Genomic DNA, 20705 nt, shown 5'->3' with positions numbered 1-20705 from the left:
AAGCATCTTTACCGCTTCGTTGTGACAGTATTATTTACTTGTTGCGGGCAAGATGCTTCGCTGCGCTCTGCATGACGTGCGATATACATAGAACGTCATGCCCGACCTCTCAATAAATTTCGCCGGCATCAAATCGCCGAACCCGTTCTGGTTGGCTTCGGCCCCGCCTACCAACTCCGGCTACCAGGTGATGAAAGCCTTTGACGCCGGCTGGGGCGGCGCGGTGTGGAAGACGCTGGGCGTGCCCGTCGTGAATGTGTCGAGCCGCTACGGCGGCGTGAACTACCGCGACAAGCGCCTCGTGGGCTTCAACAACATCGAGCTTATTTCGGACCGGCCACTTTCGCACAACCTGCGCGAGATTGAGGAAGTGAAAAAGCGCTTCCCCAACCACGCCGTTATTGCCTCGCTCATGGTGCAGAGCCGGCAGGAGTGGCACGACATCGTGCGCGCCTCGGAGGATGCCGGCGCCGACGGCCTGGAGCTGAACTTTGGCTGCCCGCACGGTATGTGCGAGCGGGGTATGGGTTCGGCGGTAGGGCAGGAGCCTAAAGTGCTGCAGATGATAGTGGAATGGGTGATGGAAGTGGCCCAGAAGCCCGTCATCGTGAAACTCACGCCCAACATTTCCGACATCACCGAGCCGGCCCTGGCCGCCCGGCGCGGCGGCGCCGACGCCATTTCGCTCATCAACACGATTCAGAGCATCGTTGGGGTTGATTTGGACCGTTTCGCCCCGTACCCGATTGTGGACGGCAAGGGCACCAACGGCGGCTACTGCGGCCCGGCCGTGAAGCCCATTGCCCTGAACATGGTGAAAAACTGCGCCCAGCACCCTGACATTCAACTGCCCATCTCGGGCATTGGCGGCATCGAAAACTGGCGCGATGCGGTGGAGCACATCCTGCTGGGCGCCAGCTCGGTGCAAGTGTGCACGGCGGCCATGCATTTCGGCTTCGGCATCATTCGGGAAATGACGTCCGGGCTGGAGCAGTACATGGTGGAGAAGGGCTTTAACACCATCTACGACTTCGTAGGCAAGGCCCTGCCCAATGTGCTGCACTGGGAAGACCTGAACATGAAGTACAAGGTGACGGCCAACATCAACGAGGACAAGTGCATTGGCTGCCAGCTGTGCTACACGGCCTGCGAAGACGGTGCCCACCAGGCCATCAAGCTCAACGCCGGCACCCGCGTGCCCGAAATCATCGAAGAAAACTGCGTGGGCTGCAACCTGTGCTCGCTGGTGTGCCCCGTCGAGCAGTGCATCACGATGGAGCAGACCGATTCTGGCACCCAGCACCTCACCTGGAAGGAGCGCACCGAAGCCGGCGACATTCCCACCACGTTTGAGGACGAAAAGGCTGGCGGCCGCCACCACTGGGTGCCCGAGCCCAGCGCCGCCCTCGGCAAGGAGCGCCACAAAACCCTGCCCGGCAAAGCACGCCTCTATTCGGGCGAAACCGAGGTGCCGGCCCAGGCCGAAGCATAAGTGCGCCAGCACTTGTGGACTTGAAAATACAAACAGCAGAGAAGCCCCTTGGCGACGTGCCAAGGGGCTTTGGGCTTGATATGGGGCGTTGGGTTGGCGTCCGTGGAGCAACAATGGGGTTGGTAACGGGTGAGCTTGGCCCTTCGAAAACCACAACGGCAGGTGGAACAGAAACGTATGAGTAAAGTGCTTGTAGGCTAGGGCAAACGCGACGGAAAAGTCAACTATTTCGCCTGGCCATTTGTCTTATATACAAGTCAGTCTTTGTCATTCAATGTGCTTACGCACCTTCGCCATGAAAACGAAATCAGTGATTTTTGCCTTGGGCCTGTGCATGCTCCTGCTGAGCGGCTGCGTGGCTTCGGTGGGCACTGGCTACGACTACGGGTACTATCCGCCGGCCCAGCCGTACTATCCTCGCCCGTACTATGCCCGCCCCTATTATTACACGCCCCGCCCCGCGGTGGTGGTGCCGGTTCGGCCGTACTACCGGGGCAGCTACCACGGTGGCTACCGCGGCGGCAATGGCTACCACGGTGGCAACGGACGCCGCCGCTAACTACGGCTAGCGCCCTGCAAAGTCGAAAGAGGCTGTTCGCTGACGAGGCGGACAGCCTCTTTTTTGTGCTGGCCAGTCGGAAAGACCGGATATGTGCGGCCGGGTGTTCGTTCTTTGGCAAAATCTTGAGTTTCGCTGGTATGAAGTTATTTGACCGGGGGTTGCGGCGCCTGCCACTATTCGCGCTGGTGCTGGGCCTGCTGCACTGTGCCACGAGCCGCGCCCAGGGCTATGCGGAAGGCGTGGGCCTGAGCTACGAAGTGCTGCCCCTGAAGCTGAGCGGCCGTGAGGCCGCCTTCCGGGCCGATGTGTACCGGGCCAATGTCATTGTTCCCCTTGCCGTATCGGCCGATAGCAGCCACGGCCTGCTGCTGGGGGCTGGCCTCGAAGCACTTCGGTTTAGCGGCGAGCGGCCGGGCTTTGCCGTGAACAATGTATATGGCTTTTCGCCCATTGTGGGCTACCGCCAACGCATCTCGCCCAGGCTGGAGCTAACCGCGCTGGCGCTGCCGGCGCTGAACTCTGACCTGCGCGACGTGCGCGCGGCCGACATCACCTGGGGCGGGGTGGGGCGGGCCACTTTTCGCTTCAATCCCCGCCGTGCGTATCGGCTCACGGTGGGCTACCGTCAGCAGTTTTACGGGCCGCAGTACGTGCTGCTGCTGGGCCTCGACTGGCGGCTGGGGGAGCGGTGGCGGCTGTTTGGCGACTTGCCCACCACGTTCAACGTCAGCTACGCGGCCGGGCCGCGCCTCAACGTGGGCTTCAACCTCAACGGCATCAACACGGCCTACCGCCTGCAGGAGCAAAACCGGTATTTTCAGTACCAGCAAGGGCACTACGGGTTGTTTGCCGAAACCTACCTGAGCCCCCACTGGGCCGTGCGGGCCACGGCCGCCTACGCCGTGACGCGGCGATTGGAAGTGTATGCCCAAAACGACCAATGGCCCGCCACCATCGATTACATTGGACTGGGGCAGGCGCCTACTCCGCTCAGCCCCCGCATCGAGAAGGGCATGGCATGTAGGCTGGCGCTGAGCTACCGGGTGCCCGCTCCGTAGGCCGGCAGCTTACGCAGAGAAATCGGCTGGTGTGGCGGCTTCTAAAGTAGGCGCTGAAGCGGGAGACTTCGGCGAGTCGGCGTGAATCGAGGCCGACGTATCGCGCAGGTGCTGCGGCTGGCGCCCGTTCTTGACGGCCTGAATCTCGGCCACAATGGCCAGCGCTATTTCTTCGGGCGTTTCGCCACCCAAACTCAGCCCAATGGGGCTGTGCAGCCGGTGGCCGAGCACATGGCGGCGCTCAGCTTCTGACAATTCCAACTCTTCTAGCAGGCGGCCGGCTTTGGCGCGCGGGCCCAGCAGCCCGACGTAGGGCGCGGCCGTGGGCAGCAGGGTTTGCAGCGCGGCCAGGTCGTAGGCGTAGTTGTGGCTCAGCAGCACGTGGTAGGCGGCGGCGTCGGGCTGCTGGGTTTCCAGCTCGCGCACGGGCACAATGCGTACTTGGGTCGCCTCCGGAAAACGGGCGGCGGTGGCCAGGTTTGGCCGGCCATCCACCACGGATACCTGCCAGCCCAGCGACGCGGCTAGGCGCACCAGGGGCTGGGCGTCGTTGCCGGCGCCGTACACCACCAGCCGCAGCGGCGGCGTCAGGATTTCCAGCAGGGCCCGCACGGGGCCGGCGTCGGTTGCTACGTCCAGCACCCGCGACTGGCCCTGCGTCAGGGTGGCTTGCGCTGCCTGTGCCAGGGGCGCGGCCAGCAGGGGAGTGCCCCGCACTACGCCACCGGCCGATAGCAGCAGCCGTTGGCCCACGGCTGCCCGCAAGCCGTTGGCATCCGCTTCAAACACGGTGGCCAGCACCGCCGGCTCCGGATGCTGGGCAAAGCTGCGTAGCAGCTCCATGGGGTTGTCGGGCGCGTTGAACTCCAGCGGTTCGAGCAGGATGCGCACCACGCCCTGGCACCCCGGGCCGAGCCCGTGGCGCGGGTCGTCTTCGTCGCGGGTGTCGTAAGTGACCAGCGCCGGCTCGCCTTGGAAAATGGCTCGGCGCGCCCGCTGGCGGGCATCGCCTTCCAGGCAGCCCCCGCTGATGGCGCCGGTCAGCTCGCCGTCTTCGGTGACGAGCATGCGGGCGCCGGGGCGGCGGTAGGCCGACCCCAGCACCTCGACCACCGTGGCCAGGGCGCAGGGCCGGGCGTTGGCGCGGTGGCGGTCGTAGGCAAGGAGGAGGCGTTGGAGTTCGGTCATGGGGAGCGGGTGGAGCCAGGAATACGCCTGGTGGCGGGGCCGGGTTCTGCAAAACCACCTGGCCGCAAGCGTGGTTTTGCCTCCAAGTGAGCCGAATGCCATTGGCGCGTGTATTGGCGGGGCTTGGGCAAGGGTTGTGAGCGGAAGTGGTGCTACGCGCCGAGCACAGCTTTTCTACGCCTCTGCCCAGGACGCGCGGCCCCACCGCGTTGTAGATTGCCTGCCCCGATTTATTGCCATTTATGCGCGTTGCCATTTCCGTCTACCGACTGAGTTCGCTCACCGAAACAGAAGAAAAGGTGCCGGGCGTGTTTTTTCCGGGGCCGCATTCTGCTGCTCAGTTGCCCATCAACCTGCCGTATCGGAGCAGCTAGTACAAAATCGGCCTTTGTGCATACCCGCGACATTGCCCGGGCCGCCGCCGAGCTGACCACGTCCGCCGCCCCGGGGCGGCACGTGCGCTACGTGGCCAGCGACGAGCGCACCGCCAACGAAGTGGCACATGTGCTGAGCGCCGCCATTGGCCGGGCCAGCCTGCTGCGGCACGGTTTGCCCGCCACCCAGACCGACGAAGTGGTGGACATCTGCGCCAGCATTGGCAACGGCATACTGGGCGAAGACTACAACCAGCACAAGCCCCCGCTGGGTCAGGAAAAGCTGGAAGACTTTGCTCAGGAATTTGCGGCGGCCTTCGCGGCCGCGGGGTAGCACACGGCCGTGAGTTGATTCGGCACTTCCCAACGCCAAAACGCCCCGCAACTGGTTTGTTGCGGGGCGTTTTTATGTCACTTCAACGGCATCAGCCGCCGGAGCCTCTACAGCAGCTTATCAATCGTCACGGGCAGGTCGCGCACGCGCTTGCCGGTGGCGTGGTAGATGGCGTTACTCACGGCAGCGGCCACGCCCAGCAGGCCAACTTCGCCGAGACCTTTCACGCCGAGCGGGTTCACTTTGTCGTCTTCCTCGTTCATGAAAATCACGTCGATGTCGTGGATGTCGGCATTCACCGGCACGTGGTATTCGGCGTAATTGTGGTTCATGTAGCGGCCGAAGCGGTGGTCCATCACCGACTCCTCCATCAGGGCCGCGCTGATGCCCCACACCACTGAGCCCAGCACTTGGCTGCGGGCCGTTTTGGGGTTGATGATGCGGCCGGCGGCTACGGCATTCACCACGCGGGTGACGTGCACGGTCATCAGGTCGGGGTCAACTTTCACTTCTACAAACACGGCGTTGTGGGCGTGCATGGAGTGGGTTGGCGGCTTTAGCATTTCCAGCTTGGCGAGCGTCGTGGAGTTTTCGGCTTCCATCTTGGGCTCGCCGCTGGCTTGCACGAGGTCGCGCAGCACCACGGCCTGGGTGGCATCGGCGCGCAGGCGCAGCTGGCCGTTGGCAAACTGCACGTCGTCAATTTTGGCATCCTTGAAAGCCGGGTGGTCCATCTTCTGCGCCTGCTTCAGCAGGGCTTCGCCGAGCTTGGCGCAGGCTTCCTGCACGGCCACGCCAATAGACGCCGCCGTCCAGGAGCCGCCCTGCACGGGGGCTTCGGGCAGCTCGGTGTCGCCCAGCACGAAGGTCACGGCTTCGATGGGCAGGCCCATGCATTCGGCCGCAATCTGCGTCATGATGGTGTAGGTACCGGTGCCGATTTCGTTGGTGCCGCTGCTCACGGTGAGGTGGCCGTCGGCGTCGAGGCTGGCTTTGGCCACGGCGGGCTGCTTGGAGGCATCCCAGATGCCGCCGCCCATGCCCCAGCCCACCAGCAGGTTGCCGTCGCGCATCGAGCCGGGTTCAGCGGTGCGCTTCTGCCAGCCGAATTTGGCCGCGCCCTCGGCGTAGCACTTGCGCAGGGCCTTGCTGGAGTAGGGCAGCTTCTGGGCCTTGTCGAAATCGGAGTAGTTGCGGATGCGGAATTCGAGCGGGTCGAGGCCGGCGGCGTAGGCCATTTCGTCCATCGCAATTTCCAAGGCAATGGAGCCCGATGCCGCGCCCGGCGCCCGCATGTCCTGCGGCGTATACACGTCGATTTTACTGAGGCGGTAGCCCAGGCTCACGTTGTCGCAGTCGTAGAGCGTGCCGCTCCAGCCTACCACGTTTTCGGTGAAATCCTCAAACTGCGAGGTTTCGGCCACGGCCACGTGGTTGATGCCCGTGAGCGAGCCGTCGGCGGCGGCGGCCAGGGCCACGTGCTGCAGGGTTTCGGGCCGGTGGCCGAAGCTGAACATCTGTTGGCGGGTGAGCGACACGCGCACCGAGCGCTGTAGCTCCAGCGAGGCCAGCACCGCCAGAAACAGCTGGTACTGCGGCCGCAGCCCCGAGCCGAAGCCGCCGCCGGTGTACTTCGACACCACCCGGGCCTGTTCCTTGCTCAGGCCGAAAACCTTCATCACGTACTGCTGGCTGTTGAAGGCGCCCTGCGTTTTGTCGTAGATATTCAGCTTTTTATCGCCCAGCCACTCCATGGTGCTGGCAAACATCTCCATGGGGTTGTGGTGCTGGGCGTGGTGCGAATACTGCGCCTCCATGTGGGTCACGCCTTGTTTCCAGCCCTTGCCAAAGTTGCCGCGCGACTTCGGCGGCTGGTAGCCGCTTTTGCCGCGGCCGGGCTCAAACGCCTCATCGAGGTGCTTCGCCAGCTCGGTTTCGTGCGCTGCCTCCTCGTACTCCACGTGCAGGATGGAAGCGGCATAGCGGGCCAGCTCAAACGTGTCGGCCACCACCAGCGCCACGGGCTGCATGCTGAACTTGATTTCGGGCGAGTGCAGCGGGCGGAAAGGCGAGCCGCCGGGCGCGATGTCGTCCTTGTAGCTGCGGTCGAGCCAGGCCAGTGAAGGCACGTTCTCGTGCGAGAAAACCTGGTGCACACCCGGCAACGCCAGCACCGGCGCGGCGTCGATTTTTGTAATTTTGCCCTTGGTAATGGGGCTGCTCACCACGTAGCCGTAGAGCAGGTTGGGTACGTTGAATTCGGCGGCGTACTTGGCGGTGCCGGCCACTTTCGCCGGGCCATCGACGCGGTTGGTGGGTTTGCCGATGTAGTCGGTGGTGTGGCTCATGGGTTGGAGTTTTGGAAGGCGTTGGCGTCGAGCGCCTGATTCATTTCGGTGGCTTGCTTGAGGGCGCGCACAATGGCGCGCTTGGCTAGCTCAATCTTGAAGTTGTTGGTGCCCTGGCCTTTGGCGCCGGTCAGCACCTTGGTCGCCGCACGGCGGAAGGTATCTTCCGTAGCGGGCTGGCCAATGAGCAGGGCCTCAGCTTCCTTGTCGCGCCAGGGCTTGTGGGCCACGCCGCCCAGCGCCAGACGGGCATCCGTGATGGTGTTGCCGTCCAGCTCCAGCGCTGCCGCCACGCTCACCAGCGCGAAGGCGTAGCTGGTGCGGTCGCGCAGCTTCAGGTAGCTGAAATTCTTCTCGAAGCCCTTGGCCGGCAGGTCCAGGCCGGTGATGAGTTCGCCGGGTTCCAGGGTGTTGTCGCGCTCGGGCTGGTCGCCGGGCAGGCGGTGGAAATCCTCAAACTTGATGGTGCGCTCGCCGTTGGGCCCGCTCACGCGCACCGTGGTGTCGAGGGCGGCCAGGGCCACGCACATATCGGAAGGGTGGGTGGCAATGCAGTGCTCGCTGGCGCCCAGAATGGCGTGCACGCGGGTGTAGCCGCCGATGGCCGAGCAGCCCGAACCGGGTTCGCGCTTGTTGCAAGGCGTGGCCAGGTCGTAGAAATAGTAGCAGCGGGTGCGTTGCATCAGGTTGCCGCCATCGGTGGCCATGTTGCGCAGCTGCGGGCTGGCCCCGGCCAGAATGGCCTGGTTCAGCAACGGGTAGCGCTTCTCCACTTCGGGGTGCCAGGCTGTGTCGGCATTGGTGGCGAGGGCACCGAGGCGCAGGCCGCCGTCGGGCAGGTTTTCGATGGCGTCGAGGCCCAGCTTTTTGAGGCCGATGAGGTGCGTGGGGCGGGCCACGTTTTCCTTCATCAAGTCAATCAGGTTGGTGCCGCCGCCGAGGTAGGCCGCGTTGTCGTGCGCGGCATTGTCCTGCACGGCAGCCGCCACGGCCGTAGCTTGGGTGAAAGTGAATGGGTTCATCTTACTGAAATGAGGAGTGAAGGATTATTTCTTCGGCGGCTCAACCGGCGCGATGTCTTGGGCGGTGGCGCCGGCCGACCAAGCCTTGTCCTCCAGGACTAATCCTTCGTTGTTAAGCACTTCCATCACCGCACTCAGAATGTTGCTGTAAGCGCCGCAGCGGCACACGTTGCCGCTCATCAGCTCGCGCACTTCGTCTTCGGTTCGGGCCTTTCCTTCGTTGATAAGGCCCTGAGCCGAGCAAATCTGGCCCGGCGTGCAGTAGCCGCATTGGAAGGCGTCGTGGTCGATAAAGGCCTGCTGCAGCGGGCTCAGTTGGCCCTCGGTGCCCAGGCCTTCGATGGTTTGGATGCGCGAGTCTTCGTGCGTCACAGCCAACGAGAGGCAGGAATTGATGCGCTTGCCATCCACCAGCACGGTGCAGGCGCCGCATTGGCCGTGGTCGCAGCCCTTCTTGGTGCCCGTCAGGTCGAGGTACTCGCGCAGGGCGTCGAGCAGGGTGGTCCAGGGCGCGATGTGCAGGGTGTGGGCCTGGCCGTTGATGTTCAGGCTGACGGCTTGGGTAGGGGGCAGGGCCACCGGCGGGCGGCCGAGTGGAGCTTGGGTAACGTGGCTCATAAGGTGGAAGTGAAGAAAGTGAGAGCCCGGAAAAAGCACTCGCAATCAGCGCATTCTGTCCACGGCCGTGCTTGGTATACGTGCCTTCGAACCCATAATGTTGCTTGGCTTGGCCACCCGCCACGGTTCCGCTTGGCCTAAATGGCGCTTAGGCCGCGCACTTTTGGCCAGGGCAAGGAAGGCAGAATTCGGGCTAATTCCCTCACCGAGAAGAACCCGCCGTTGGGCCGGCAGAAAAGAATGCTCGGCTAGCCGAGTTTTTCGCCACTACGGTGGAAAGGTAATTTTGAAATAAATAATTGGCTTTGGCTCCGCCGCTCGCCCTGTTTCACCGTTGTCCGTTTCCCGATGCTAGCCAACTTTCAGCACCACTTCCGGTTTTATCTGGCATTGATTCTTTCCGGGTTGTTGGCCGCCGGTGTACGACTGCAGGCCGCGCCGCTCGGGGCCGCCCCACAGCAGGCGGAGCGCGCTGCCAGCCCTGCCGCTGCGGCCCCAAAGACTGGCCTCCCAGCCACCCGCTGAGCCATCGGGCGGCCGCGCGCCGCGCCGGATTTGCGGGCTAAGCCCTACCTTCCGGCCCCATGAAAATCCTTTTAGTTGAAGACGAGCCCTCCGTTGCGGCATTTCTGCACCAGGGCCTCACCGAGCAGGACTACACCGTCGACCTAGCCGCCGATGGGCTTCTGGGCCTGCGCCGGGCCCAATCCACGCGCTACGACTGTCTGATTCTGGACCAGATGCTGCCCGGCCTGAGCGGGCTGGAAGTGTGCCGCCAGGTGCGCGCCCACGACCCCGGCGTGCCCATTCTCATGCTCACGGCCCTGGGCGAAACGGACGACAAAATCCGGGGCCTCGACGCCGGCGCCGACGACTACCTCGTCAAGCCGTTTGCATTTGAAGAGCTGCTGGCCCGGCTGCGGGCGCTGGTGCGCCGCCGCACCGAAGCCCCCGCCCCCAAAGCCGTGCTGCACCTGGCCGACCTCAGCCTCGACCCCAGCGCCAAGCGCGTGGAGCGGGCGGGGCAGGCCATTCAGCTCACGGCCCGCGAGTTTTCGCTGCTGGAGTACCTGCTGCGCAACCAGGGCCGGGTGGTGTCGCGCGCCGATTTGCTGGAGCACGTTTGGGACATGAGCTTTGACACGGGCTCGAATGTCATTGACGTGTACATCAATTTCCTGCGTAAAAAAGTCGACAAAGGCTTCGAGCCCAAGCTCATTCACACGCTGGTGGGCATGGGCTACGTGATGAAAGTGGATTGATTTGCTGATTTTTTGATGTGCTGATGTGCTTTTTCGGCCTTATGGCCGGGCAAGGGGGGCGTAATCGGAACATCGGCATCCGCATCAGCACATCAGCACATCACAAAACCAACCCATCAATCCATGTCCATTCGTCTTCGTCTGGCGCTGCAGTTCGGGCTGATTCTGGCCGTGATACTGCTCCTGTTTGCGCTGAGTGTCTACTTTGCCACGCTGCAGTCGCGGCGCGCGCTGTTCACCCAAAGCCTGTTCAAGCGCACGCTGGTGGTGGGGCACGCCTATGCCGAAGGCCAGCGCAACCAGCACGAGGGCAACCCGCCCGCGCTCTACCGCCGCTACCTGCGCCAGCTCTACCGCACCCTGCCCGACGAAGAAGGCCGCGTGTACGACCAAACCAACCGCTTGGTGTTTCGGGAAGGGCAGGGGGCGGCCAAGCCCGTGCCCATCGAGTGGCTGGCCGAGGTGCGCCGCAACGGCCGCGCCGTGCTCGAACCCGAAAAAAACTACCACGAAACCGTGGGCCTCCTCTACCGCGACCCGCGCCTGGGCCCGCTGGTGGTGGTGGCCTCGTCGGTAGATGAGGACAGCCGCCAGCAGCTGGGCGAACTGCGGCGCCTGCTGGTGCTGGGCTTACTGGCTGCCTTGGTGGTGATGGGCCTCGGGAGCTGGTTTTTTGCGGGCCGGGCCCTGCGGCCGCTGCGGCGCATGGTGCGCGAGGTCGACGGCATCACGGCCACCGACCTGAGCCAGCGCCTGACCCAGGGCGCGGGCAGTACCGACGAAATCGGCCACCTCACCCAGCGCTTCAACCGCCTGCTCGACCGCCTGCAGGCGGCTTTTGCGGGCCAGCGCACGTTTGTGCGCGACGCCTCGCACGAGCTGCGCACGCCGCTCACGGCCCTCATCGGCGAGCTGGAAGTGGCGCTGCTGCAGGCCGAACGGCCCCCGGCCGAGTACCGCCGCGTGCTGCAAAGCACCCTCGACTCGGCCCGGCAGCTCAACCAGCTCACCAACGGCCTGCTTTCCATTGCGCGGGCGTCCGACGACCCCTCGCAGGTGCCCATGGCCGAAGTGCGGCTCGACGAGCTGCTGCTGCAGGCCCACGAGCAATTGCTGCGCCGCCATTCCACCTGCCGCGTTGACCTCAATTTTGGCGATGGCGAAGACGCCAGCGCCTTCGTGGTGCACGGCAACGAGACCCTGCTGCTCTCGGCCGTGCTCAACGTGCTGGACAACGCCTGCAAGTTTTCGGCGGGCACGGGCCGGCCCGTCACGGCCACCCTCACGCGCACGGCCTCCCGCCTGGCCCTGCTCGTGACGGACGAAGGACCCGGCCTGCCGCCGGCCGATGTGCAGCAGGTGTTCGTGCCGTTCTTTCGGGCGGCCTCGGCCCGCGGGGTGCCGGGGCACGGCATTGGGCTGCCGCTGGCGGCCCGCATCATGGCGCTGCACGGGGGCACGGTGCGCCTCGAAAGCGAGCCCGGCCACGGCACCCACGTGTGGCTGGAATGGCCATTCCGACCCACTAAATAGCGGCTTAGGGCTTTTAATGCCCTTTTAATTTGCCTTTAATTTCGTCTTAATAACGGGCCCGTAACCTTGCGTTGGATTCCGAAAAACAGGACGTAGCCGGTGCGTTTGCGCCACCGGCTTCTTGTTTTTTATCTAGTTCTATCGTTCAGGTTATAGCTTATGTCCCAGATTATTTCCTCGCCCACCCGCACGGGTACCCCCATCGTTGCGCCGGCGCCTTCGGCGGCACCCGAGCCTGCCAAGGGCGTTTTTGGGACCATCGGCCAAGATGCCCCGGCGGGCCTAGTGGTATTCCTGGTGGCCTTGCCGCTGTGCTTGGGCATCTCGCTGGCCTCGGGCGCGCCGTTGCTGGCTGGGCTGGTCACGGGCATTGTGGGTGGCCTGGTGGTGAGTTGGCTGAGCGGCTCGCAGCTGAGCGTGAGCGGCCCGGCCGCCGGCCTCACGGTGATAGTGCTGGGCGCCATTGCCTCGCTGGGCTCGTTTCAGGCGGTGATGGCGGCCACGGTGGTGGCCGGCGCTATGCAAATTTTGCTGGGCGTGGCCCGGGCGGGCGTCATCGGCCTGTATTTCCCGGCGGCCGTCATCCGCGGCATGCTCGCGGCCATTGGCCTGATTCTGATTCTGAAGCAGATACCCCACTTCCTCGGCGCCGATACCGACTACTTTGAGGACATGGATTTCCTGCAGTTCAATGGCCTGAACACGTTCTCGGCCATTGGGGCGGCGGCCAAGGGGCTGAGCCCGGGCTCGGTGCTGGTCGGCTTCGTGTCGCTGGCCCTGCTGCTGCTCTGGGACACGGCCGCGCTGCGCCGCTTCAAGCTGGTGCAAAAAGTGCCGGCCGCCCTGGTGGTGGTGCTCACGTCCATTGGCATCAACCAGCTGCTGCGTACCGTGGCGCCCGACATGCAAGTGCGCCCCGAGCACCTCGTGAAGCTGCCCGTGGTGTCGTCGCTGAACGAGCTGATGGCCCAGATGTCGTTTCCCGATTTTGGCGCCTTCGCCCGGCCCGCTACCTACGGCGTGGCCCTCACCATTGCTATCGTGGCTTCGCTCGAAAGCCTGCTGAGCGTGGAAGCCGTCGACAAGCTCGACCCGCACAAGCGCCGCACGCCCCCCAACCGCGAGCTGATGGCCCAGGGCGTGGGCAACGTCATCAGTGGCTTGCTGGGCGGCCTGCCCCTCACGGCCGTGATTGTGCGCTCGTCGGCCAACATCGCCGCGGGCGGCCAGAGCAAGCTGTCGGCCTTCATCCACGGCTTGCTGTTGCTGGCCAGCCTGCTGTTTCTGGGCTCGGTGCTGAACCTGATTCCGCTGTCGGCGCTGGCGGCGGTGCTGCTGCTGGTGGGCTTCAAGCTGACCAAGCCGGCGCTCTACCGCACGCAGTTCAAGCTGGGCTGGGCGCAGTTTATCCCCTTCATTGTCACCATCGTGGCCATTCTTTTCACCGACCTGCTGAAAGGCGTGGGCGTGGGCCTGGTGGTGGGCTTCTTCTTCATTTTGAAAGCCAACGCCGAACAAGCGTATTTCCTGAGCCGCGACACCCCCGACCACGAGCCCGGTACCCTGCACCTGCGCCTTTCCGAGCATGTGTCGTTTCTCAACAAGGCCAGCATCGTGAACACGCTGGAGGCCCTGCCCGCCGGCAGCCGCGTCATCCTCGACGGCAGCCAGTCGGCCGATATCGACCACGACGTGCTCGAAGCCATTGAGTCGTTTCGTCAGGTGGCGCCCGAACGTCACGTTGAGCTGGAGCTGCGCGGCATTCGTTCGGTGGCGGTGGGCAGCCATTAGGCCACCGGGCCCGCTTTTTTCTCCGTTTTCTTTTTAATTCCGTATCATCGTGCCAGCACGTTCGCTCATTTCAAAAAAGTCTCAACCCATGTCCGGAGTAGAGGAAATTCTTAGAAACAACCGCCAGTGGGTGGCGGATAAAAACGCCCAGGACCCCGACTTCTTCAAGCGCCTGGCCAACGGCCAGCATCCCAAGTACTTGTTCATCGGCTGCTCCGATTCGCGGGTGCCGGCTTCGGGCATCACCGGCACCGGTCCGGGCGAGATGTTTGTGCACCGCAACATTGCCAACATGGTGGTACACACCGACATGAACCTGCTCAGCGTACTGCAATACGCCGTGGAAGTGCTGGGCGTGAAAGACATCTTAGTAGTGGGCCACTACGGCTGCGGCGGCGTGGCCGCGGCGGCCAGCAACAAGCAATATGGCCTGATTGACAACTGGCTGACCAACATCCGCGACGTCATTCGCACCCACGAAACCGAGATTCTGCGCATCAAAGACGAGCAGCAGCGGGCTCGTCGCCTGGTGGAGCTCAACGTCATTGAACAGGTGCGCAACTTGGCCAAAACCAACATCATCCAGAACGCCATGCGCGGCGAAAACCCGCCCCGGCTGCACGGCTTGGTGTACGACATCGCCGACGGCGTGCTGAAAGACCTGCAGGTCGACAACTCCGCCGTATTCAGCGAGATGGAGCACATCTACGGCACCGAGTCGCCGGTGGAAGCCGAGGAGGAGGCCGCGCCCGCGTCCCAGTCCGAGCCGCAATCGGTGGCCTAACGTTACCCCCGTTTTCCTTTCCAAGCACCCACAAAAAAGCCTGCCGCATGCTGCGGCAGGCTTTTTTGTGGGCCAACACGGCCGAAGTAGCGAAGAAGGGTTACTTCGCGGCTTCGATTTCGGCAATGGCTTTGTCGACCTGCTCCTTCGCCGTGGCGGCGTTGGCGCCTTTGGCCTTCTTGTCGGCAATGGCTTTCAACTGCTCGATGATGGGCTTGTCGGCGCCGTACATCTTGTACTTCACGCCCAGGCCTTTGAGGCGGCTGATGCCCTCCGCGAAGGCGGTGGCGTCGTCGAGGCGGCCGGTCATGGTGGCCAGGGGCTCTATCATGCCAAACTGGGCCTGAGGGCGGGCCGCGTCGAACTGGTCGCGCACGTAGGCCCACTCGGCCGCGCCGCCCCCCTGGGCGTAGGCCTGCATCACGGCTTGGTCGAGGGCCGCGTTGCCGTCGGTTTTCAACGCTTTGGCGCGGGCCAGGGCCTGCGCGGGCTGCACGGTGGCCAAGCCCTTCAAGGCGGCGGCTTGCACGTTGTAGGACTGGCTGTTGAGGTTCTGGCTAAACAGCTTCTCGTCCTTCTTGTCTTTCAGCTGCGCCAGCGCGGCAAACATCTGGGCCCGCACGTTGGTGTTCGGCTCATTGGCAGCCAGCTTGCGCAAGGTCGGCGCAGCGGCTTTGGCCACGGTTTTGTCGTCCATTTTCAGCGCCTGCACGGCCACGCTGCGGATGCCGTAGAACTTGTCGTTGAGGGCCGCCAGCAGCACGGCGCGCGAAGCGGCGTTGGTGGTTTGGTCCTTGGCGGCGGCCGTTACAGCTTCGCGCCGGTCCACGAAAAGCGGGGCGTGGCTGTACTGGTAGGCAAATTCGGCGGCCGATTTGTTGTCGGTTTTGTTCCAGAGCAGCTTCTTGCGGGCGTCTACGTTCACCAGCTCGGGCTTGGCGGCGAGGGGCATGCTGAAGGTCTGAGTGGCTTCGGTCATGGTCACGGCCTGGTGAATGGCCTTGCCGCCCACGTAGTAGTCGATGGTGAACGGCAGCTGGAAGGGCGTGCCCGGCTGGGTCTGCTTCACGGTCACGGACTGCACTTTCTTGGCCGCGTCCCAGGCGTAGTCGATGGTCACGACGGGGTGGCCGGGCGAGTAGTACCACTGATTCCAGAACCAGTTCAAATCCTGGCCCGACACGGCCTCGAACGCCAAGCGCATCTGGTGCGCCTCGCCGTTGCCGAAGGCGTTGTCCTTGAGGTATTTCTGCAGGCCGGCGAAGAAGACGTCATCGCCCAGGTAGGTGCGCAGCATGTCCATGATGGCGCCGCCCTTCTGGTAGCTCACCAGGTCGAATACTTCCTCCTGCTGGTCGTAGTGGAAGCGCACGAGGGTTTTGGCGGCATCGCGCGGCGAGCTCAGGTAGCGGCGCAGGTAGGTGTGGTAGTGGGCGTCGGCGGCTTCCTGGCCGTACTTGTGCTCGGCGTAGAGGCCTTCCGAGAAGTCGGCCATCGTCTCGTTCACGGTGATGTTGGACCAGCTTTCGGCCGTCACGTAGTCGCCAAACCACTGGTGAAACAGCTCATGCGCAATCACCGACTCGCTGCTGTACTGGCGGTCCAGCAGCTCGCGGTCGGTCATTTGCACCTGCTCGCCGTGCAGGGTGGCGGTGGTGTTTTCCATGGCGCCGCTCACGTAGTCGCGGGCCACAATCTGGCTGTATTTGTTCCACGGGTACTCCACGCCGAGGCGGTTGGAGTAGAACTCCAGCATGTCGGGCGTGTTGCCGAAAATCTGCTTGGCGAAGGGCGCATACTTGGGCTCGAGGTAATAATTCACCTCTTTGCCGCGCCAGGTGTCTTTGTAGATTTTGAAGTCGCCCACCGCCATCATAAACAGGTAGGGGGCGTGGGGCAGGTCCATTTTCCAGGTGTCGGTGCGCAGGCCGGGGCCGGCGGGCGTGCTGCTCACCAGCTTGCCGTTGCTGAGCGTGACGTACTTGGCGGGCACGGTCATCGAGATTTCCTCGGTGGTTTTTTGGTTGGGCCGGTCGATGGTGGGGAACCAGGCCGACGACCCCTCGGTCTCGCCCTGCGTCCAGATTTGCACCGGCTTGCCGGCCGTCGCTGAGTCGGGGTTGATGAAATACAGACCCTTGGCGTCGGTGATGGCGGCCGAGCCCTGCACTTTCAGCTCGTCGGGCTTGGCGGTGTAGTCGAGGTAAACGGTGTATTCTTCGCCCGGCTTGAAGGTGCGCCCCAGGTTGATGCGCAGGTTCATGCCGTCGGCGTAGTTGTACTTGAGCGCGGTTTGCTGGCCGCCGGTCACCAGGGCCACGGCCTTGATGTCCATGCCTTTGGCATCGAGGCGCAGCGAATCGGTGGGGTAGGCGTGGGGCTTGAGCGTGACCCACTCCTTGCCGTAGAGGTAGCGTTTGGCGTAGTCGAAGCGCACGTCGAGCTTGGTGTGCACCAAGTCGTTAATCTTGGTGGCCGAAGCGCGGTAGGGCGATTCGGACTTGGCGCCGGGGGCCTGGGCATAGGCGGCGCTGGTGGCTACGAGGCCAAGCAGGCCCAGCAGAGAAAGATGTTTCATTCAGAGAACAGCGGTGAGTGAAAATGGGAGTTCGCGCGAAGGACCGGGCCGCGGCGTAGGAGTTGCTTGGCGCAGCCACGAAAGTAGCGTGGGCGCCGCGAGTCTGTGCCGCGGTGCCGGGGCCGCGCTGCCGGGGCCGGGAGGGAACGGACGCGCCGAGCCGGGCGACAGTAAGTTTGTACCCTCATCAACCTCCTGCTTAATGCGACCAATTCGCTACGCTACGCCACTTTTCTGCTCATTTTTTGCCCTTAACTCGTTCGCCCAGACTGCCCCGGCCGACAGCGCCCGCAGCCTGCGCGAGGTGACGGTGTACGGCTCGCGCCTGAACCAAGTGGCTGGCCAGACGGGTCGTTACGTGTCCGTAATTCCGGGCCGCACGCTGAGCCAGTACCCCGTGGCCTCGCTCGACGACCTGCTGCGCCTGCTGCCGGCCCTGGAAGTGCAGAGCCGCGGCAATTTTGGCACCCAGGCCGACATCACCCTGCGCGGCTCCACCTTCAACCAAGTCCTGATTCTGCTGGACGGCATGCGGCTGAACGACCCGCTCACCGGGCACTTTGCGGGCTACTTTCCCATCGCGCCGGCCGAGATTGAGCAGATTGAAGTGGTGCGCGGCCCGGGCGCGGCCCTCTACGGCCCCGACGCCGTGGGCGGCTTCGTCAACATCGTAACCAAAACCTTTGCCGCCACCCACCGCCCCGATGCCCTGGAGCTGGGCGGGACCTTCCTGGCCGGCGAGTACGACCTGAAAAGCACCAACGCCGGCTTCTACGGCCAGGAAAAGGGGCTGCGCCTGGCCGGTGGCATCCTCAACAACACGGCCAGCGGCCAGCAGCTGAACCTGCCCGGCGGCGGGCGCAACGATTTCAAGCTCAATACTTATTCGCTGTCGGGCGCTTACCAGATTAGCGACAAGCTGAGTGCCGCGGCCCGCGCCAGCTTCGACCGGCGCGACTACAATGCCCAGAATTTCTACACCACCGCAGCCGGCGACCGAGCCCGCGAAACCACGGCGCGCGACTGGTACCAGGGCCAGCTGCGCTACGACTGGAGCGCCCGCGCCCGCACCGAGCTGCAGTTGGTGAGCACCGCCAGCACCGACTACTATCTCTACACGCCCGCTTCGGTGGCCAGCAGCCACCTCATGCACTACCTCAACGTGCAGGGCCAGCACCAACTTACCTTCTCGGACAAGGTGCGCCTGACCCTGGGCGGCCAGGCCGACCGCCGCGCCGTGCGCAGCAACGACCAGGGCCGCCACGCCGTGTGGCACCAGGGCGCCTTTGCCGTGGCCGGCCTCACCCCAACCCCGGGCCTGAGCCTGACGGCCGCCCTGCGCCTCGACCACGACCAAGCCTACGGCACCGAAGTGGTGCCTCAGCTCACGGCCAGCCAGCAGGTGGGGGAGAAGCTCACGGTGCGCGGCGCCGTGGGCCGGGCCATTCGGGCCGCCAATTTCACGGAGCAATACTACTCGTCCATCCGCCCCGGCACGGTGCCCTCGGGCTTCAACATCGGCAACCCCAACCTCAGCGCGGAGCGCACCTGGAGCTACGAGGGCGGGCTTGATTTTCAGCCCCTGCCGGTGCTCACGCTGCGCGCCACTTACTTCAACCGCTACGGCCGCAACCTGATTGACTACGTGGGCCAATCCGGCAGCCAGGTAATTGAAACCACGGGCCTCACCAACCTCAACCCCGCCGCCACCTACCGGCTGGCCCAAAACCTGTTTGCCGTGACTACTCAGGGCCTGGAGCTGGAAGCCACCGCCCGCGCCCAACTGGCGCCCCAGCTGCGGCTCGACGGCAGCGTGGGCTACACCTATACCCAGTTGGACGTGGCCGGCGACGTGGTGTCGCAGTACCTGAGCAACGTGGCCAAGCAGCTGATTACCGGCAACGTGAGCTTGACGCACCGGCGCTTCAGCGTGGGCGTGGGGGGCGTGTACAAGCAGCGCGCCGGCCAGCGCACCACTCCCAGCGCCACCGTCAACGACGCGGAGCTGACGCCCAGCTACGTGGTGATAAACGGCCGCCTCGACGTGGCGCTGCTGCCCGGGCGCGTGTGGGTGGTGGGGCAGGCCCAAAACCTGTTCAATGCGCAGTATTCCGACTTGCTGGGGGCCCAGATGCCCGGTCGCTGGCTGATGGCCGGTGTGCGGCTGGCCCTGCGCAACTAGCGCCTACCGTCCCCTCAAAAACAGCAGAAGCCCCCGATTTGGAACAAGTCGGGGGCTTCTGCTGTATCTTTGCCGTATCAATTCTTTCTCCCTGAAGGATTGTTTTTATACAGAGGCGCTGAGAGACAGGCTCTACGACGCGCCGGCAACCACCCGCAACCGCGGGCACGGTGCCAATTCCTGACCATATAAAAACAAGTTGCCGTGGAAGCCCCCAACAACCAACCCGTTTTTCTTGCCGCTTTTCGTGCCCGCGCCGCTGCCATGCGTTGCGTTGGCATGGCGTGTTGTTGCTGTTGTTGTCCGGCCTAACCCGCTGTAGTTTTTTCATCGCGGGTAGCCAAAGCTGAGTCCGGAGCAAGTTGGCTTCGCCGGGCCGCCGTGTGCGGCGTCCGGCTTGCCTGCCCGCCTCGGCGTTTCGGCCTCTTCCGACCCCGGCTCAGCGCCTTGCTCTGCGCAATTCCATTCCTGTCTCATGTCGGGCTTTGCCAGTTCACCACCTGCGTTGAGCAGCGTGCCCGCTTGCCTACGTTTCAACCCCCTCATTTCCATTATGTCTGCTGCTCAAAAGCCCATTGGCATCTACTTCGAACACCCCGAATGGTTCAAGCCGCTCTTCGCAGAGCTGGACCGCCGCGGGCTGCCCTACGAGAAAATTGATGCCGCCCACCACCTCTTCAATCCCGCCGAAAAGGAAAGCCGCTACAGCCTCGTGGTCAACCGCATGAGCTCCTCGGCCTACCTGCGCGGGCACGGGCAGGGCATTTTTCACACGGCGGGCTACGCCACGCATTTGGAGCGCATTGGCACGCGCATCATCAACGGCTCGGCGGCCACGGCCATCGAGACCAACAAGGCCCGGCAGCTGTCGCTGTTCGAGTCGCTTGGCCTGAAATACCCGAAGTCGTTTGTGATTAACCACGCCTCGCGGGCCGTCGACGCCGCCCGCGAGCTGCGCTTCCCGGTGGTGGTGAAGGTGAACATCGGCGGCAGCGGCGCGGGCATCATCCGCTTCGACACGCTGGAAGGCCTGCAGGCCGCCGTCGACAACAACCAGATTGACCTCGGCATCGACCAGACCGCGCTGGTGCAGGAATACGTGACGCCCCGCGGCGGCCACATCCACCGCGTCGAAACGCTGGACGGCAAGTTTCTCTACGCCATGAAGGTGTACACCACCGGCGAAAGCTTCAACCTGTGCCCGGCCGAAATCTGCCAGATTCCGGAGGAGCAGTCGGCCGAGTTCTGCCTGACCGAAGCGCCCAAGAAGGGCATTCAGGTGGAGGCCTTCACGCCGCCAGCCGAGGTGATTGCCGCTGTGGAGCGCATCGTGGCCGCCGCCAAAATTGACGTGGGCGGCATCGAATACTTGATTGACGACCGCACCGGCGACGTCCTGTTCTACGACATCAACGCCCTGTCCAACTTCGTGGCCGACGCCGTGAACGTGGTCGGCTTCGACCCCTACGCCCGGTTTGTGGACTACCTGGAGTCGCAGCTGCCCGCGGCCGTGGCCACCACGGCGCCGGCCGAGCTGGCCACCGCTTAACGCCCCAACAACCCGGTCCCCGCGCGGAGT

The 20705-nt window shown here is 64.0% G+C and carries 16 protein-coding genes and 1 riboswitch; of the genes, 11 read left to right on the top strand and 5 right to left on the bottom strand.

Annotated elements, in window-relative coordinates; genetic code table 11:
• The first annotated feature begins 97 nt into the window (after positions 1-97).
• From preA to JAO73_RS13205, 3 genes are all read left to right on the top strand, one after another.
• Positions 98-1492: an NAD-dependent dihydropyrimidine dehydrogenase subunit PreA gene (preA, locus tag JAO73_RS13215; RefSeq protein ID WP_198977482.1), complete on the top strand. Its 1395-nt coding sequence runs from the start codon at positions 98-100 to the stop codon at positions 1490-1492.
• A 295-nt stretch (positions 1493-1787) separates the two neighbouring features.
• Positions 1788-2051, top strand: a complete 264-nt coding sequence (locus tag JAO73_RS13210) for a hypothetical protein (protein ID WP_198977481.1) — start codon at positions 1788-1790, stop codon at positions 2049-2051.
• Between the two features lie 140 nt (positions 2052-2191).
• Positions 2192-3112, top strand: coding sequence for a DUF6268 family outer membrane beta-barrel protein (locus JAO73_RS13205; RefSeq protein ID WP_198977480.1), 921 nt, complete (start codon positions 2192-2194; stop codon positions 3110-3112).
• Positions 3113-3121: 9 nt separating this feature from the next.
• On the opposite strand, the gene JAO73_RS13200 is transcribed toward JAO73_RS13205, so the two are convergent.
• Positions 3122-4300 (bottom strand): XdhC family protein, encoded by a 1179-nt coding sequence (locus tag JAO73_RS13200; protein WP_198977479.1) that lies wholly within the window; start codon positions 4298-4300, stop codon positions 3122-3124.
• A 242-nt stretch (positions 4301-4542) separates the two neighbouring features.
• Between JAO73_RS13200 and JAO73_RS23230 the strand changes: the two genes are divergently transcribed.
• Both JAO73_RS23230 and JAO73_RS13195 read left to right on the top strand, forming a co-directional pair.
• Positions 4543-4674 (top strand): hypothetical protein, encoded by a 132-nt coding sequence (locus JAO73_RS23230; protein WP_262896062.1) that lies wholly within the window; start codon positions 4543-4545, stop codon positions 4672-4674.
• Positions 4675-4690: 16 nt separating this feature from the next.
• The gene (locus JAO73_RS13195; protein ID WP_198977478.1) at positions 4691-5008 is read left to right on the top strand and encodes a Rossmann-fold NAD(P)-binding domain-containing protein; all 318 of its coding nucleotides are present in this window, start codon (positions 4691-4693) and stop codon (positions 5006-5008) included.
• Between the two features lie 107 nt (positions 5009-5115).
• On the opposite strand, the gene JAO73_RS13190 is transcribed toward JAO73_RS13195, so the two are convergent.
• Genes JAO73_RS13190 through JAO73_RS13180 form a run of 3 tightly spaced genes read right to left on the bottom strand, consistent with a single transcriptional unit; the run spans position 5116 to position 8996 of the window.
• Entirely contained in the window at positions 5116-7356 is a 2241-nt protein-coding gene (locus JAO73_RS13190) for a xanthine dehydrogenase family protein molybdopterin-binding subunit (RefSeq protein ID WP_198977477.1), read from the bottom strand.
• On the bottom strand, positions 7353-8378 hold the full coding sequence (locus JAO73_RS13185; RefSeq protein ID WP_198977476.1) for an FAD binding domain-containing protein: 1026 nt from the start codon (positions 8376-8378) through the stop codon (positions 7353-7355). Before JAO73_RS13185 ends, JAO73_RS13190 begins: the two co-directional genes overlap by 4 nt.
• A 24-nt stretch (positions 8379-8402) precedes the next feature.
• On the bottom strand, positions 8403-8996 hold the full coding sequence (locus JAO73_RS13180) for a (2Fe-2S)-binding protein (protein ID WP_198977475.1): 594 nt from the start codon (positions 8994-8996) through the stop codon (positions 8403-8405).
• 584 nt (positions 8997-9580) lie between these two features.
• Between JAO73_RS13180 and JAO73_RS13175 the strand changes: the two genes are divergently transcribed.
• From JAO73_RS13175 to JAO73_RS13160, 4 genes are all read left to right on the top strand, one after another.
• The gene (locus JAO73_RS13175) at positions 9581-10258 is read left to right on the top strand and encodes a response regulator transcription factor (protein ID WP_198977474.1); all 678 of its coding nucleotides are present in this window, start codon (positions 9581-9583) and stop codon (positions 10256-10258) included.
• A 123-nt stretch (positions 10259-10381) separates the two neighbouring features.
• Complete coding sequence (locus tag JAO73_RS13170) at positions 10382-11791, top strand: sensor histidine kinase (RefSeq protein ID WP_198977473.1); 1410 nt, start codon at positions 10382-10384, stop codon at positions 11789-11791.
• A 159-nt stretch (positions 11792-11950) separates the two neighbouring features.
• Positions 11951-13582 (top strand): SulP family inorganic anion transporter, encoded by a 1632-nt coding sequence (locus tag JAO73_RS13165; protein WP_198977472.1) that lies wholly within the window; start codon positions 11951-11953, stop codon positions 13580-13582.
• A gap of 88 nt (positions 13583-13670) precedes the next feature.
• Positions 13671-14366, top strand: coding sequence for a carbonic anhydrase (locus JAO73_RS13160; RefSeq protein WP_198977471.1), 696 nt, complete (start codon positions 13671-13673; stop codon positions 14364-14366).
• A 100-nt stretch (positions 14367-14466) separates the two neighbouring features.
• Here JAO73_RS13160 and JAO73_RS13155 read toward each other — a convergent pair whose 3' ends face one another.
• A complete protein-coding gene (locus JAO73_RS13155; RefSeq protein WP_198977470.1) occupies positions 14467-16944 on the bottom strand; it encodes a M1 family aminopeptidase in 2478 nt (825 codons plus the stop codon).
• A gap of 202 nt (positions 16945-17146) precedes the next feature.
• Between JAO73_RS13155 and JAO73_RS13150 the strand changes: the two genes are divergently transcribed.
• Together JAO73_RS13150 and JAO73_RS13145 are read left to right on the top strand one after the other, a co-directional pair.
• Complete coding sequence (locus JAO73_RS13150) at positions 17147-19126, top strand: TonB-dependent receptor plug domain-containing protein (protein WP_198977469.1); 1980 nt, start codon at positions 17147-17149, stop codon at positions 19124-19126.
• Between the two features lie 102 nt (positions 19127-19228).
• Positions 19229-19321: riboswitch (SAM riboswitch) on the top strand.
• A 358-nt stretch (positions 19322-19679) separates the two neighbouring features.
• Positions 19680-20675 carry an ATP-grasp domain-containing protein gene (locus JAO73_RS13145; protein WP_198977468.1) on the top strand — a complete coding sequence of 332 codons (996 nt, stop codon included), beginning with the start codon at positions 19680-19682 and terminating at the stop codon, positions 20673-20675.
• Positions 20676-20705 lie beyond the last annotated feature (30 nt).

It is taken from the genome of Hymenobacter miniatus (assembly GCF_016427455.1).
Taxonomy (GTDB): Bacteria; Bacteroidota; Bacteroidia; order Cytophagales; family Hymenobacteraceae; genus Hymenobacter; species Hymenobacter armeniacus.
The sequence above is the reverse complement of the archived record's forward strand: the minus strand, read 5'-3'. Positions and strand labels throughout refer to the sequence as shown.

Bases quoted from the DNA above. Each gene is read 5' to 3' on its own strand.
- preA (WP_198977482.1), top strand. From the start codon at position 98: ATGCCCGACCTCTCAATAAATTTCGCCGGCATCAAATCGCCGAACCCG.
- JAO73_RS13210 (WP_198977481.1), top strand. From the start codon at position 1,788: ATGAAAACGAAATCAGTGATTTTTGCCTTGGGCCTGTGCATGCTCCTG.
- JAO73_RS13170 (WP_198977473.1), top strand. From the start codon at position 10,382: ATGTCCATTCGTCTTCGTCTGGCGCTGCAGTTCGGGCTGATTCTGGCC.
- JAO73_RS13180 (WP_198977475.1), bottom strand. From the start codon at position 8,996: ATGAGCCACGTTACCCAAGCTCCACTCGGCCGCCCGCCGGTGGCCCTG.
- JAO73_RS13175 (WP_198977474.1), top strand. From the start codon at position 9,581: ATGAAAATCCTTTTAGTTGAAGACGAGCCCTCCGTTGCGGCATTTCTG.
- JAO73_RS23230 (WP_262896062.1), top strand. From the start codon at position 4,543: ATGCGCGTTGCCATTTCCGTCTACCGACTGAGTTCGCTCACCGAAACA.
- JAO73_RS13155 (WP_198977470.1), bottom strand. From the start codon at position 16,944: ATGAAACATCTTTCTCTGCTGGGCCTGCTTGGCCTCGTAGCCACCAGC.
- JAO73_RS13145 (WP_198977468.1), top strand. From the start codon at position 19,680: ATGTCTGCTGCTCAAAAGCCCATTGGCATCTACTTCGAACACCCCGAA.
- JAO73_RS13160 (WP_198977471.1), top strand. From the start codon at position 13,671: ATGTCCGGAGTAGAGGAAATTCTTAGAAACAACCGCCAGTGGGTGGCG.
- JAO73_RS13165 (WP_198977472.1), top strand. From the start codon at position 11,951: ATGTCCCAGATTATTTCCTCGCCCACCCGCACGGGTACCCCCATCGTT.
- JAO73_RS13185 (WP_198977476.1), bottom strand. From the start codon at position 8,378: ATGAACCCATTCACTTTCACCCAAGCTACGGCCGTGGCGGCTGCCGTG.
- JAO73_RS13200 (WP_198977479.1), bottom strand. From the start codon at position 4,300: ATGACCGAACTCCAACGCCTCCTCCTTGCCTACGACCGCCACCGCGCC.
- JAO73_RS13150 (WP_198977469.1), top strand. From the start codon at position 17,147: ATGCGACCAATTCGCTACGCTACGCCACTTTTCTGCTCATTTTTTGCC.
- JAO73_RS13190 (WP_198977477.1), bottom strand. From the start codon at position 7,356: ATGAGCCACACCACCGACTACATCGGCAAACCCACCAACCGCGTCGAT.
- JAO73_RS13205 (WP_198977480.1), top strand. From the start codon at position 2,192: ATGAAGTTATTTGACCGGGGGTTGCGGCGCCTGCCACTATTCGCGCTG.